Annotated in this window: 11 protein-coding genes; 4 read left to right on the top strand and 7 right to left on the bottom strand. The window is 48.8% G+C overall.

All coding sequences use genetic code 11. From position 1 onward, the window contains the following. Positions 1 to 128 precede the first annotated feature (128 nt). A complete protein-coding gene (aspS, locus tag EYQ01_04870; protein ID HIE65135.1) occupies positions 129 to 1,892 on the bottom strand; it encodes an aspartate--tRNA ligase in 1,764 nt (587 codons plus the stop codon). Positions 1,893 to 2,076: 184 nt separating this feature from the next. On the opposite strand from aspS, the gene EYQ01_04865 reads away from it, so the two are divergent. Beyond that, positions 2,077 to 2,916: a lipoate--protein ligase family protein gene (locus tag EYQ01_04865; GenBank protein HIE65134.1), complete on the top strand. Its 840-nt coding sequence runs from the start codon at positions 2,077 to 2,079 to the stop codon at positions 2,914 to 2,916. 16 nt (positions 2,917 to 2,932) lie between these two features. On the opposite strand, the gene EYQ01_04860 is transcribed toward EYQ01_04865, so the two are convergent. The 5 genes from EYQ01_04860 to EYQ01_04840 all read right to left on the bottom strand — a co-directional run bounded on the left by EYQ01_04860 (position 2,933) and on the right by EYQ01_04840 (position 8,495). Next, positions 2,933 to 3,532, bottom strand: coding sequence for a hypothetical protein (locus tag EYQ01_04860; protein ID HIE65133.1), 600 nt, complete (start codon positions 3,530 to 3,532; stop codon positions 2,933 to 2,935). Positions 3,533 to 3,813: 281 nt separating this feature from the next. Next, positions 3,814 to 5,142: a TolC family protein gene (locus EYQ01_04855; protein ID HIE65132.1), complete on the bottom strand. Its 1,329-nt coding sequence runs from the start codon at positions 5,140 to 5,142 to the stop codon at positions 3,814 to 3,816. A 247-nt stretch (positions 5,143 to 5,389) separates the two neighbouring features. After that, entirely contained in the window at positions 5,390 to 6,505 is a 1,116-nt protein-coding gene (locus EYQ01_04850) for an ABC transporter permease (GenBank protein HIE65131.1), read from the bottom strand. A gap of 2 nt (positions 6,506 to 6,507) precedes the next feature. Beyond that, positions 6,508 to 7,545, bottom strand: coding sequence for an ATP-binding cassette domain-containing protein (locus EYQ01_04845; GenBank protein HIE65130.1), 1,038 nt, complete (start codon positions 7,543 to 7,545; stop codon positions 6,508 to 6,510). Beyond that, positions 7,545 to 8,495: an efflux RND transporter periplasmic adaptor subunit gene (locus tag EYQ01_04840; GenBank protein HIE65129.1), complete on the bottom strand. Its 951-nt coding sequence runs from the start codon at positions 8,493 to 8,495 to the stop codon at positions 7,545 to 7,547. The genes EYQ01_04845 and EYQ01_04840 overlap by 1 nt, the downstream gene beginning before the upstream one ends. A 388-nt stretch (positions 8,496 to 8,883) precedes the next feature. On the opposite strand from EYQ01_04840, the gene EYQ01_04835 reads away from it, so the two are divergent. Next, on the top strand, positions 8,884 to 10,728 hold the full coding sequence (locus EYQ01_04835) for a LysM peptidoglycan-binding domain-containing protein (protein HIE65128.1): 1,845 nt from the start codon (positions 8,884 to 8,886) through the stop codon (positions 10,726 to 10,728). Positions 10,729 to 10,764: 36 nt separating this feature from the next. On the opposite strand, the gene EYQ01_04830 is transcribed toward EYQ01_04835, so the two are convergent. Then, the gene (locus EYQ01_04830; GenBank protein ID HIE65127.1) at positions 10,765 to 11,616 is read right to left on the bottom strand and encodes a tetratricopeptide repeat protein; all 852 of its coding nucleotides are present in this window, start codon (positions 11,614 to 11,616) and stop codon (positions 10,765 to 10,767) included. A gap of 319 nt (positions 11,617 to 11,935) precedes the next feature. Here EYQ01_04830 and EYQ01_04825 point away from each other — a divergent pair, with 319 nt between their 5' ends. Further along, the gene (locus tag EYQ01_04825) at positions 11,936 to 12,763 is read left to right on the top strand and encodes an NAD(+) kinase (GenBank protein HIE65126.1); all 828 of its coding nucleotides are present in this window, start codon (positions 11,936 to 11,938) and stop codon (positions 12,761 to 12,763) included. Further along, positions 12,760 to 13,872, top strand: coding sequence for a hypothetical protein (locus tag EYQ01_04820; GenBank protein ID HIE65125.1), 1,113 nt, complete (start codon positions 12,760 to 12,762; stop codon positions 13,870 to 13,872). Before EYQ01_04825 ends, EYQ01_04820 begins: the two co-directional genes overlap by 4 nt. The last annotated feature ends 142 nt before the right edge of the window (positions 13,873 to 14,014 follow it).

Genomic DNA, 14,014 nt, shown 5'->3' with positions numbered 1-14,014 from the left:
GTATAGACACATACGTTGCGGTTCTGCGCTCCTCGCGCCTTGCCCTGATGGATGGGTCTCACGAAGCCAAAATATAGGCATGCTAAATACTTACGTTGATTAAATCGTTTTTCCCTAGGGAGAAAATCTTAGAGAATAGATTCTTTTCGGATGTGGAGTTCTTTGAGTTGCCGAGAGGTGACAGATGAGGGGGCGTTGGTCATCATGCAGATTCCTTTTTGGGTCTTTGGGAAGGCGATGACCTCCCGGATGGAATCAACACCGGCCAGGATTGCAGCGATTCGGTCGAAACCGAAGGCGATCCCGCCATGCGGCGGTGCGCCATATTGAAAGGCCTCCAGCAAAAATCCAAATTTCAATTCGGCCTCTTCTTTTTTTATCCCGAGGAGGTCGAACATCTTCATTTGAACCTCTCTTTTGTGAATACGAATACTCCCACCGCCGATCTCAACACCGTTCAAGACTAGATCATAGGCCTTCGCCCGTACTTTCGGCGGGTCTGTGGAAAGAAGTTCAAGGTCTTCATCCATTGGGGCTGTAAAAGGATGGTGCCGGGCGACGTATCTCTTTTCGTCCTCATTGTATTCAAGGAGCGGAAAATCGGTGACCCAAAGCGGCTTAAACGCCGTTGGATCGATCAGTTTGAGCTGTTTGCCCAGGACCAGACGAAGACCTCCAAGAACCTGATAAACCACTTCATCATTGTCGGCGCAAAAGAGGAGCAGATCGCCAGGTACCCCTTCGAGCCGCTCACCGATCTCCTTTAACAGTTCCGGCTTGAGAAACTTGGCAATCGGGGCCTCCAACCCTTCTGGTGTCACCTTCATCCAGGCAAGCCCTTTTGCGCCCAGTTCCATTGCCTTTTGGGTCAATACCTCAATCTCTTTCCTTGACAGCTTCGCCAGCCCCCTGGCATTGATCCCCCGCACACTCCCCTTGTTTTCAACCGCCTGACGAAAGACCTTGAAATCGGATTTCAAAACCAAGTCCGAAAGGTCTTTTAATTCGAGGCCGAAGCGAAGATCAGGTTTATCGACGCCGAAACGTTCCATTGCTTCTTTATAGGTAAGCCTCGGGATGGGGGTCTCAATCGTAGTTTCCTTTAGCTCTGAAAAGATGGTCTTGAGGAAATCTTCCATCATTGAAAGAATATCTTCCCGCTCAATGAAGGACATCTCGATATCAATCTGGGTAAATTCCGGCTGCCGGTCAGCCCGCAGATCTTCGTCCCGGAAACAGCGGACAACCTGGTAGTAGCGGTCAAATCCGGCGACCATCAGGATCTGTTTGAACAACTGGGGCGATTGGGGGAGCGCATAAAATTCGCCGCTGTTCATACGGCTCGGAACAAGATAGTCTCTCGCTCCCTCGGGCGTACTCTTTGTGAGGAAAGGGGTTTCGATCTCCAGAAAGTCCCGTTCATCTAGAAAACGACGCACCGTTTTCGACAGGCGATGCCGCAGGATCAGATTTTTCTGTACAGATGGACGGCGCAGATCAAGATAACGGTATTTCAGACGAAGCGCTTCTGAGGGTTCCCCTTCATCTTCTATTGAAAAAGGCGGAGTAAGTGCCGGGTTAAGAATCACAAGGTCATCGGCAAGGATTTCAATCTCCCCGGTCGGAAGATCCTTGTTCTTTGTCCCCTCTGGACGAAGCGCAACCTTCCCTTTAATCTCGATCACAAATTCTGATCGGAGCGTATGGGCCTGCTGATGGATCGCCTCTGAGATCTGCGGATTAAAGACCACTTGGACCAAGCCTTCGCGGTCACGAAGATCAATAAAGGTCAAGCCTCCATGATCCCGGCGGCGGTGGACCCAGCCGTTGAGGACAACCTTTTTATCAATTTGTTTCGCAGTCAGTTGACCGCAATAATGGCTTCGTTTCATGGGGTCGGAGATTAGCACGGCGGGTGAAATGTTGTCAATTGAAAGCCTTGCCAAGAGAGACGAGATTGCGCCCACTGTGCGTGTTCACTTATAATGCACCTGCCTCACTATTTAACATTTGTTCATTAAACAAAACATGCTGTGTGAGTTTCATTTGGAATAGCTATTATTCTCTTGAGTCTTTATGGAAACATCATCCAATCGCAAGATCACCTGGCGTCTTATCATCAACCCTCCCCTAGCCCCTGCGAGAAACATGGCAATTGACGAGGCAATTGCCATCGCCTTTTCTAAAAAAAAAGTCCCTCCGACGCTTCGGCTGTACCAATGGTCAAGACCCACATTTTCGATTGGTTCTTTTCAGACCCTGGACACCCACTGGCTCGACTATTTGAATCGTTTAAATGTGAACATCGTTCGAAGGATGACGGGTGGACAAGGCCTTCTGCATGACCGTGAAATGACCTACTCCGTTATTGCAAGTACAAAAGATCCGCTCTTTTCCGGCGGGATCAAAAGAACTTTTCATTCCATCGCGAAAGGCCTCCTGGCTGGATTACAAGAGATCGGGACGGAGGGAAAGATCCATGGGCCATCACAAGGTCGGCGTCTCGCACGGAAGAAAGACCCTCTTTGTTTTGCGGCAACTTCCGGGTACGAAATTACTGCCCGAGGGAAGAAACTGATCGGGAGCGCCCAACGACGCTGGAAGGCTCATTTTCTTCAACACGGCTCACTCATTCTTGAGGCGTGGATTCCGGGATCGGAAACTTTTCCGAAAGAAGGGCCACGGATGGCTTCGGATAAACAGATCACTCTGGCGGAGCTACTGCCAACCCTCCCTGAGATGGGATCACTGGAACGAGCAATGAAAACAGGATTTGAAACAGCCTTGCAGATTCATTTTGTTTTAGGACAATTGACAACAGAAGAAACAGAATCCACGGAACGGCTCATCAAAGAAAAGTATGGAACGGATCAATGGAATCTTTATCGGAAAACCAGTTCAGGCCATCGCCTGTAAGTGAGAGAACAACTCTTTACTTTGCCAGGCTGGCGCAGAATTCCTTGTAGGCAGCGATGCAGGCCGCATCTCCGTTCGGACAGACCATGCCGACAACTTTCAAAAGGCAATCGTCAGGTCCGGTCACATTTGCGGGAAGATCTTTTGTCGTACTTTTGAGGACGCTTATCTGTTCGGCTTCGGGCGGTGTGTTGACTCGATCGACGACGCTGATCCCATCATCAAGGGACTGATCGACCACGGAAGGAGGTTTGGAGGCCACAGGCAGCGCCTTTCCATCGCGAAAACCTTCCGGGACTTCAAAGAGCCGGGATATTTCTGCTTCAGTCAAGTTTACCTGACTTCCGCCAAGCGATATATTCCGATTCACCGGCACAGGTTTTGGTCCGCCGGGCGGCGCTTGCGGAGGCGGAGAAAGCAACTGAACATCAAAGAAACGCGCACCCGGGGAAGTCCCCTCAGAAGGTCTCTGAATCAGGAAGGGATTTCCGAACATAATGTAGAAAACAACATAGTGGAGGAGGACCGAGTAAAACAGAATTCGGGGAAGTTCCCCCTCTTCTGATGTCCTGTGGCAGGCATAGCGCATCTCCACTCTCCCCGGTCGCTTCATCATAATACAAAGGAGAAAGAACAATTTCAAGGAGTAACTATAGGGAGCTCTGATTAAGTCTGGGTTGAATTTTCAGGAGATCTTATGTTTCGATTTAAGACACAAATCGCAGGGAATAGCCTTTTATTTGGAAGAACCACGCCCCGAAGGCGAGGATTCTTCGACACGAAACGAAAAAGATCTTTAGTCTGTATTCGCTCGCTAACTCCGCACGCTTGCTATGCGTGTTCAAGATTTGCAACACAGAAGCGGTACATTTTTGCCCTGAAAAATCAATTCATGATTTATTCAGTGCTTCCGATATTAGCCACCGGAGAAAAAACTCCACCGCTCTTCTTCAATTGTAATATCGCAATCTCCCGGTCAAAGCGGGTATTCGAAAGCTGACGTTCCGCGTCGAGGAGCGTTGCATTGGCATCCAAAACCTCAAGGCTGGTTCCCAGGCCAACGTCAAACTGACGCGATGCAAGAGAGAAAGTTTCACTCGCAAACCGGACCCTCTCCTTCAAATGCACAACCTCTCCCATCAGGGTCATCAGGTTCAACAGTGACCGGCGGACCTCGACAGAAATCTCATCCTTCAGAAGTTCCTTCCGGAGTTTCCTTTGCCGGGACCTTGACCTTGCCTGCGCCAGTTTCGCATTCCGGAGCATGCCATCAAAAATAGGAATCGACAGCTTGGCAACGGCCCATACATCATCTTGGATCAGGAATGATCCTTGTGGATCCTGATCCCTATATTGATACGAGGCTTCAAGCGAGAGAGAGGGATAAAAACTTCCTTTGGCCACAAGAATGTCTTCTTGGGCAGTATCAATATCGATCGTGCTTTGCTTGAGGTCATAGCGATTCTCTTCAGCGGTCATGAGCCATTCTTCTTCCAATCGATCCGGAAGGGGAATCTCGCCAGGGGCAACCAGATCAAAAGACCCCTCGATCCTCGCCAGAAGAGCTACTTGATCTTTCGCTTCAGAAAAGGTATTTTTTACCCGGACCCGTTTCGCCTTTGCGCCCGATAACTCCGTCTCCGCCTGCAACAAGACCAATTTCGTCGCTTCCCCAACCTGAACGCGTTTTGCTGCACTTCGACGATGCACTTCTAATCGCCTTACTTCTTTTTCTTCGATCCTGACATTATTCTTCGCTTTTAATGCCTCGTAATAAGCCTGTGCAATATTAAAGAGAAGATCCTCTCCCGTCAGGCGAAGACTGAATATCTTTCCTCGTATTCCAAGGTTTGACTTTCGCAAGATTGCCATTGCGCGACCGCCGGAATAAAGCTCTTGGGTCACCGTAACCTGAACATCTTCATTCACTTCAGACCTTAAAAGGAAGGTTCCTGTAGATTTGGACTCCACACGACGTTGATAATTCAGATCTGCCTTTATTGAAGGAAAGAGGGCGCTTCTTGCACGATTTTTCTCATCTTCAGCCTGCATGACATCTTCCTCGGACATCAGGATGAATTCGCTCTTTTCCAAGGCCAAATGATAGGCCTCTTCGAGCGTAACGGTTCGTGCAGCGAAAGCGGGTACTCCTCCGAACTGCAAAACAAAAATACCTCCAATTACCACAATGAACCACGGTATCTCTTTGCCTGTCATTGTCTCCATCCTTTAGGAACCTCTAATTATGTCATGAATTATTTTTTCAGGGCTAAAATGCCCCGCTTCTGTGTTACAAATCTTGAACACGCATAGCGAGCGAATACAGATTAAAGATCTTTTTCGTTTCGTGTCGAAGAATCCTCGCCTTCGGGGCGTGGTTCTTCCAAATAACAGGCTATTCCCTGCGATTCGCGCCTTGAATCGAAACATTTCATCTCCAGAACAATCCAATCCAGACTTAACTAGAGCTTCCTTAAAGTGTTCTCCTATACATCCAGGTTGATAAAAGAAACATCACCAGAGTGAAGCCCCCCAGGAAAGCAAGATCGCCCTGAATGGCATCCCATTGTGCCCCTTTGAAAAGAATTGACTTTAATGCGTGAACGGCATAGGTCTCCGGGTTGTATCGTGTAAACGCACGCAGCCAGGGTGGAAAACTCTCAATCGGATACACTGCACCGCTTGGAAAGAAGAGAATGATATTCAGGAATCCACCAAACAGACCGACAATCCTGGGGTGGTCAACACGCGACATGAGTATACACATCATCCCTAAAAGACCCAGGGCCGTCAGGACAATCACCAGAAGGACAGCAAAAAAAGAAGCCGCGCCGCCCGCTACCGGCAACCCGGTCAGCCAGATTCCAGCACCCAGAACAAAGAGTCCCACAAGTGTTGTGACGAGAACGCCGGAGATCATGATTCCAAGTACGATATCTCTTCTTGTTAGGGGGGTAGAAAGATAGGATTCATGAACCCCGAGGTAGCGGTCCATCACCAGGTTGAAGGCCCCTGTGATCATCGCCCCCATAAAAATGGACATGATGACCGCCCCCGGAACAATCGAAGCATCATAGTCAATTCTCCGGTACAATTCGACAGGAAGAACACGTGGCGCCTTTAAGTCGGCACGAATCGGGACAGAGTCAATCTCCAGAAAAGCGAGCGCCCCTGACACGGCCTGGTTCAGGGCGATTGCAGCCACCGAATCGGTATTGTCAAGGAGCAGGCCGAGCTGAGGACCGGTCCCACGCAAAATGTCTCTTGAAAAATGAGGCGGGATAATCAACGCCCCTTTCAATTTTCCGGATCGAACATCGGCCTCCGCCACCGCCGGATCATATTCAGCAATGACGCGAATGGTTTTCGGGCCGGCCTCAATCGAATAAAGACGGTCCAGCATTCGCCTCGAATATGGGCCATGATCCAGATCGACCACGGCCAGAGGCAAATTTTTGAGTGTCCCCTGAAACGCGTTTCCAATAATAAGGAGATAAACAATCGGGAGCAGGATTGTGGAGAACATGGCCAGGGGGTTCCGAACGAACTTCCTTAAATCCCGCTCAACAAAGGCCCAAACCCGCATCATGTTTAATTCCCCCACCGTCTCGGTAATCCTGCGCCGATCAGATAATTTACTTTTTGCCCGCCTTCCGAGCGAATGGATCGTCCGGTATAGTGGATAAAGACGTCCTCCAGTGTCTGCTGTTTTAATCCCATCGCCAGGACCTTCATTCCACGCACCTGCAGGCTTTTCAATAATATCGGAATAGCTTGCGCTCCATTGTCGGAATAAATATTTAGAATCTCAGGTTCGTTTTTTTTTCCGCCTTGATGACGGATGACTTGATGAACAAAAGGGAGGGATTCTACTTCCCCGATGATCGTTTCAATCTGTTCATTTGTATTTCCCCCCTCGAATGTCACATTAATGATATCATTCCCTGGGATTTCCTTCTTGAGGTTTTCGGGGGTATTCATTGTGATGATCTTCCCGTTGTCAATAATGGCAATACGATCGCAAAGAAGATCTGCTTCATCCATATAATGCGTCGTCAAAAAAACGGTTAATTCCTCTTCCCGGCGAAATTGCTGAAGCAATTCCCACACGACACGACGTGACTGAGGATCAAGACCAATGGTCGGTTCGTCAAGGAAAAGGATTCTGGGATGGTGAATCAATCCTCTCGCGATCTCAAGCCGCCGCCGCATCCCGCCTGAGTAGGTCGCAACCAGATCTCCGGCCCGGGGTGCCAATCCGATTAGGTCCAGGAGCATCCCGATTCGGGCCTTCCTCTCCCTCAGGGGAACTTCATAATATCTCGCGTAGATGTCGAGGTTTTCCCATCCGCTCAGATCAAGATCGGTCGTCATTGCCTGGGAAACCACTCCAATCGCGCGGCGAACCTGATCCGGATTTATGGTAACATTGTGCCCGGCGACAAAGGCTTCCCCTTCTGTTTTCCGAATGAGTCCTGTTAGCATACGGATCAAGGTTGTCTTTCCGGCGCCATTGGGACCCAGCGAACCAAAACACTCCCCCGCCGTCACCTCGAAACTAATATGATCGACGGCGTACAGAGAACCATAACGCTTAACCAATTCCTTAACGACAATCGCGTTTGCCATTATTGCCTGTCCACCTGACGCTCATCCATTGCACCCTTGAAGAATATCCGAACCTTTGCCGTCATGCCTGCTTTCAACAAACCTGTCGGAGAAGCAATCCGAACTTTGATGCGAAATGTTTTAATATCCTGTCTCCCGCGTGTGGTATCACGCTGGGTTGCAAATCCACCGGCCTCGCCGATCTCGGTAACCCTTCCTTCAAAAGATCTTCCCTTCATGGACGAGACCCTAATCTCCGCCCGATTTCCCAGTTGAATTTTTCCAAGCTCTCCTTCATCGAGATCGACACGCGCCCATATCGATTCGGGATCAATAATGGCCAGAATGGTGACGCCCGGTGAGACCATCTCACCCACCTCAAAGGCCCGCAGTGTTACAACACCGGAAATAGGCGTGTAGATCATCCCTTCTTTGACTCTGACCTGAACCAGGCGGAGCTGGGCCTGCCGCTCTGCAAGGTCTGCCTCTGCTGAATGAAGCGCGGTTTTTTCAGCATGGAGCTCTGCCCTGGAAAGATCAAGTAAGGTTTGCACATGGTCAAGGTCGGAAATCGAAACCAATTCTTCTTCTCGAAGGTGGAAAACCCGTTTAAAGTTTCGCTTTGCCTCCTTGAGGTAGACCTTCTCTTTCGCAATTTTTGCCTTTACGTTTAACAACTCCGCCTCACCCCGTCGAACATTCGCCTCCGCCTGCAAGACCTCGGCCTTCATTTCTTCGTCATCCAGTCGTACGACAAGCGTATTGGCCGCAACGTGGTCTCCTTCCTGAACTGGCAATGCCTTGATCCGTTCCGAGATCTTTGCGCTTAAGTGGACCTCCGTTGCTTCGATCAGCCCCACTCTTTCCAGATAATCCAGCTTCTCCGGTGCTTTGTAGAAAGGAACTCCGGCAAAAGCAAAAACCAGTCCTGAAAAAATAATAAATACAAAAAAGAGACGACTTTTCATCATTTTTCGCTTAATTTCGGTGGCAACCTAACATAAAGACTGAATTCCGGATATTTTCGTAAAATGAAGCTTACAGCCCTTTTTGGTCTGATCAGAATTCCCCTAACTTACTAAAGGTTCATCAAAGGATCAAGGCCGATCAAGGTTCCTAATTCCGCGATTGCGGAATTAGGAACCGCCGATTCGTCTGATAATACTGCGTTATCGGCTAACAGCCTACTCACCGCTTCGGTCGTCCTTAATGGCCTCTGTCCTTGTCTTTCAGGCGATTTGGCGGTTTGCCCCAAGATCAATCGTTGATCTTGGAAAGATACAATCTAGCCCAATATCCATCTGGATGTCCATGAATGTTTAAGACTTTATTGGTAATTTATGGTGAATTTATTTGACAATGATCGAATATTCGTTATTATTAGAGAAACATCATCAATCGGAAAATCTTCCGAGCATCCTAGTCTGGGGTTCTGACTGCCAAAGCAATACAATTCTTAAGGGGGTTTTTTTGCGTAATTATTTTATCATCGGCATTTTACTCTTGTTACCTCTCGTCTCCTCCCCTGGAGCGTCTGCCTTTGTCTCTCCGCTTGGAAGCACCACGGCCAGACTTCCGGAAGATTCCTTTGATGAATCCATCATCCCGGATTCGACCATTCTCATCCCATTCACGGCAGCCTCATTTGAGGCTCTGGATAAAACAATTGGGGAAACCCCAGAAGAAACCTCTAATAACCAGCCGGTTCTTCCCGGACCCATCCTTCTAAAACCCTTCACAGATCTTGTCATCGAAGCCTTGCTCAAAGAAATCGAGGCCACAAATAACGAGGAAGCAGACAAAAAGAGTGAACAGACACCCCTTGAGGAACTGGAAGAAATAGATTCACACCCGCCGTCCGATGGATTTCACTCCGAGTCTGGAGAAGAGATCCGAACAGAAGCACCAAAAATTGAACCGCTCCCCACTCCCGTTGTTACCTATGACATTCCAATTATCCAGAACAAGGCTGTCGATAAATACATTCTCCTCTTCCAGACGCGACTCAGAAAGAACTTTGAAAAATGGCTCGTCCGCTCAGGCCGCTATGTTCCCATGATGCGTGAGATCTTACGTGAGCACGACCTCCCTCAGGACCTTGTTTATCTCGCCTTGATTGAAAGTGGTTTTAACCCAAAGGCCTTTTCCCGTGCAAGGGCCTCAGGCCCTTGGCAGTTTATTAGCGCGACGGGGAAAAATTATGGCCTGAGAATTAATCGATGGATCGATGAAAGGCGCGATCCCGTAAAGTCCACGCACGCCGCCGCGAAATATCTCAAGGATCTCTATCGCATGTTCGACACATGGCCCTTGGCAATGGCTTCTTATAATGCGGGTGAAGGACGGATTCGACGGGCGCTCAGAAAGACCCGGACAAAAGATTTCTGGGAGCTCAGAAAAACAAGGCGGATCCACAGGGAAACCCGCAACTACGTTCCAAAATTCATGGCGGCCATCCTGATCGCTAAAGATCCTGAAAAATATGGCTTTCATGTAAAATATGAGGAACCGGTTCCTCACGAAGAGGTGATCATCCGCCAAGTGACTTATCTGAGTTCCATTGCAAAGGCGTCCAATATCTCCCTTAAGGAGCTCAAAACATTCAATCCCGAACTGAAGCGTTCAATCACCCCCCCGAACCTCTCTATTTACCGCCTTAAACTTCCTGTGGGGAGGAAAGAGATCTTTTTGGCAAACTTTTCTCCTGAAAAAGAGAAGAAGGTTGTCATTGGAAAAACCTTCAAGCACCGGGTTCGCAGAGGGGAAACCGTCTCTTCTATCGCACGTAAATATGGCGTCAGCATGCAGGCACTTTTTGTTGCAAATTCCCTTTCGAGACGGGGCTTCATCCGGGCGGGTCAACGTCTTACAATCAGTAATGGATTTGACGATACAGACATCCACCATGTTCGTCGGGGAGAATCGCTCAGCACCATCGCAAGAAAATATCGCGTTTCGCTACGACGTCTTCTTCAAGTCAACCATCTCAGGAAAACCAGCGTGATTCAACCGGGGCAGGCCCTTGTTGTCCCGAATAGAAGTTTTACGACGACCCGTCGAGGACATAAACATCGCATCCGAAGGGGTGAGACGATTAGTTCAATCGCACGAAAATACGCCATAAGAATGAGCCGACTGCTCAAAGCCAACCGGCTGAGAAAAACCAGCATTATCCGGGCCGGACATTATCTTGTCATTCCGTAAGGAACCAACCGACCCGCCTTCACCTCAGGGCTGAGATTATTCTACCGGTCCGTTCTCCGCATCAAGACCTTCACCTTCTACTTTGACTGCTTCTTTTTCAGCCTCATCCCTGACCTCGACTGCGGAAAGATCGTCAGAAGATGAGTCTGTTTCAAAAGATGAAGTCAGCATAATAAACCGGGCTTTGGCTTCTGCGCTCCAGGGAGATTGGGCGAAATCCTCTGAGATCTTTTCGTAGATCTCCTTGGCCTTTTCCTCTGTGCCTTCTTCTTCAAGTGACCGGGCCAACTCAAAACCGGCCTGATCCCGATTCCACGCACTCTCTGATTCGTATAGCGCGCGAAAAGAATCTCTTGCGCTCTGGTGATCCCCTCTTCTTTGTTGAAGATATCCCAGTTTAAGCTGAACAATTGCAACCAGATCTTTTTTTTCTGGATACCTTTGAATAAAAGTACGATACCCTTCTAAAGCCAGATCAAATTCTTCTAATTCAAAGTAGACATTCCCGATCTCGTATTGGGCGATCATTGCGGTTGGAGTGTCCGGATGTTTTCCCAGGATCTCACCATAAAGCTCGACCGACTTCTGATATCGCTCTTTCTGGGTTAAAATTTCGGGGGGATCCTCCCCTTCTTCAATTGGTTCCGGGAGAGGGATAGGATCATGAAGCAGACTGGAAGCTTCGGTTTCTAGTACAGTGGCCTTTTCATCCGAACCCACGGCCATGTATTTTACGGCAAGGAATGCGCCCCCTATGACAACGATAAGGACGATGAAAGAGATGACCCGCTTTAAGTTGGCGGTCACCCAATTAAGCATTGACTCTGACCAGTGGGCGACATACGCCTGTATCGACGCTTCTTTTCTGACCCGGATTTTATAAGACATTTATCGCATTCTCTCCATTTAAAAGCTCGTATCCTATGAGAAACAGGGGGAAGTTGTCAAGGACGGTTCATTTGACAAAGAGAAAGTGGACGTATAAGATCGACTTCACCTGATTGCAGGAACCTCTGAATAAGTCATGAATTGTTTTTTCAGGGCTAATAATGTTCCGCTTCTGCGTTGCAAACCTTGAAAGTAGCGGGCTATTCTCTTCGGTTAGCGCCTTGAATCGAAACATTTCCTCTCCTGAAAAACTCAACCCAGACTTAATCAGAGGTTCCTATATTATACTTATGAATGCCCTCGATCAAGAAGACTTTGGATGAAGAAGATAGGCCTTGCCCTCAAGCCCAATCACCCGCAAGGGGAAGGAACACGTAAAAAACTTGCCGCATGGCTCAAAGAACAAAATAAGGAAGTTTTCTTCATCAATCCTCCCGACCAAAACGCTGGTCCTCTTCCTTCTCTCGACCTGATTATTGTCCTCGGTGGAGACGGGACACTCCTCTCCGTTGCACGCTTGTTCGGGGAGATGAACATCCCGATCCTGGGTGTTAATCTGGGGAGCCTTGGTTTCCTGACGGAGATCACACTTGATGAACTCTATCCCGACCTGGAAAAAATCCTGAAAGATGAGTTTTTACATGATCCACGATTGACCTTGCAGAGCTTCATTCAAAGAAAAGAAGAGCAATACCCGCAACCGACCGTTTTGAATGATATCACCATTCATAAGGGAGCCCTCTCCAACCTGATTAAATTGCGCATCACCATCAATGACCAGTTTGTCACCTCATTGCGTGCCGACGGCCTGATCATCTCCAGCCCGACCGGGTCCACCGCTTACTCGCTCTCTTCGGGCGGGCCGATTGTTCACCCCTCTGTCGATGCTATTGTCTTAACCCCGATTTCGCCACATACCTTGACAAATCGACCGATAGTCGTCCCAAGCTCTGCCAAGATCAATGTTGCCCTGAAGGAACATGAAAAAGGCCCTGTCGTTATGCTCGACGGTCAAGATGTCTTTCCTCTTGAAGGGGAAGATGTAGTTCACATTGAGGCAGGCCGGCAACGAATCAAGCTCATCCGTTCGCCTCACCGAAATTATTACCAGGTCCTCCGGCAGAAATTGAAATGGGGTGACAATTGAGAACGTTCCGATATTTTATTCTTTTATTGATTCTCTTCTTCATTCCCCCTCCGGTGAACGCGCAACAATCCCCTCCTGGGAGTTTTGATCCACGATGGACCGGATGGTCCATCGGCGAGGTCGTTATCCGATCACTAGCCATCGATGGAGATGATGTCTGGATCGGGACATCCAACGGACTCATCCGGTTTAATCAAAAAAAAGAGACCCATCAGATCTTCAATACCCGTGCCGGACTTCTTTCGAATATCATCGTCTCGATCCATCCGGATAAAAAGGGAAATATCTGGGTAGGTACCTATGGGGGTGGTCTTGCCCGATTTGACGGAAAGAACTGGGAACTTTTCACTCCCTATGGGCGCGGGACCAAAGAGTACGGAAGCAGTTGGGCAAACTATCAACCGCGAAACGGCCTTGGAGACCTCTGGGTATACGACCTTCTCTTTGAACCGGACGGAACAATGTGGGTGGCCACGTGGAAGGGAGCGAGCCGCCGTTCAAAAGAGGGTTTTGTCACCTATACCATGGACGACGGATTGGTGGACAAGTGGGTCTACACCGTAGAAAGAGAATCTTCGGGGGTCCTCTGGTTTGGGACAGAAGGAGGGATCAACCGCTTCGATGGAAAAACCTGGCAGGGATGGACGCACAAGGACGGGCTGGGGGCGACGATTACAACAAAAACGCCCGCCCAGCTGAAAGAAGACGACTCCTATGATGACGATGAAGACCATCACCTTCAAGCGGGACGGGAGAATCAGGATCACAACCCAAACTATGTTATCTCTTCCGCAATTGACCCGACTGGCGTCAAGTGGTTCGGAACCTGGGGAGGGGGCCTTTCCCGCTTTGATGGAAAAAAGTTCAAAAACTATACAACCCGTGAAGGCCTTCCTGGAAACATCATCAATGCCATAGAGATCGACAAGAAAGGGATCATGTGGATCGGCACCAACAAAGGGGTGAGCCGCTTCGATGGAAAATCCTTCAAAACCTTCAACCAGAGTAACGGCCTACTTGGAGAGTATGTCTATTCCATTGCCATCGATGATGAAGGCAACAAATGGTTCGGCACCTTCGGCGGCGTCAGCCGTTATAGCGGGCCTTGATCCCTTTCCTACAAATCTTACAATTCCAAAATGAAGAACCATTAAGACTTGACGTGCGGGACGACACCTGTGTATAAGTAAAAAGTTTGTGCCATGAATGTCTTTATCATCCCATTTCTCGATGATGCTCATTGATCTTCAT

The sequence above is a fragment of the Candidatus Manganitrophaceae bacterium genome (genome assembly GCA_012960925.1).
Classification (GTDB): domain Bacteria; phylum Nitrospirota; class Nitrospiria; order SBBL01; family JAADHI01; genus DUAG01.
Note: the sequence above shows the minus strand (reverse complement) of the source record. Positions and strands in the feature narration are given on the sequence as shown.

What these genes read in the sequence shown, in the direction of transcription:
- EYQ01_04830 (HIE65127.1), bottom strand. Translation starts at nt 11,616, where the DNA reads ATGTCTTATAAAATCCGGGTCAGAAAAGAAGCGTCGATACAGGCGTAT.
- EYQ01_04835 (HIE65128.1), top strand. Translation starts at nt 8,884, where the DNA reads ATGATCGAATATTCGTTATTATTAGAGAAACATCATCAATCGGAAAAT.
- EYQ01_04865 (HIE65134.1), top strand. Translation starts at nt 2,077, where the DNA reads ATGGAAACATCATCCAATCGCAAGATCACCTGGCGTCTTATCATCAAC.
- EYQ01_04840 (HIE65129.1), bottom strand. Translation starts at nt 8,495, where the DNA reads ATGATGAAAAGTCGTCTCTTTTTTGTATTTATTATTTTTTCAGGACTG.
- aspS (HIE65135.1), bottom strand. Translation starts at nt 1,892, where the DNA reads ATGAAACGAAGCCATTATTGCGGTCAACTGACTGCGAAACAAATTGAT.
- EYQ01_04855 (HIE65132.1), bottom strand. Translation starts at nt 5,142, where the DNA reads ATGGAGACAATGACAGGCAAAGAGATACCGTGGTTCATTGTGGTAATT.
- EYQ01_04850 (HIE65131.1), bottom strand. Translation starts at nt 6,505, where the DNA reads ATGATGCGGGTTTGGGCCTTTGTTGAGCGGGATTTAAGGAAGTTCGTT.
- EYQ01_04825 (HIE65126.1), top strand. Translation starts at nt 11,936, where the DNA reads ATGAAGAAGATAGGCCTTGCCCTCAAGCCCAATCACCCGCAAGGGGAA.
- EYQ01_04845 (HIE65130.1), bottom strand. Translation starts at nt 7,545, where the DNA reads ATGGCAAACGCGATTGTCGTTAAGGAATTGGTTAAGCGTTATGGTTCT.
- EYQ01_04860 (HIE65133.1), bottom strand. Translation starts at nt 3,532, where the DNA reads ATGATGAAGCGACCGGGGAGAGTGGAGATGCGCTATGCCTGCCACAGG.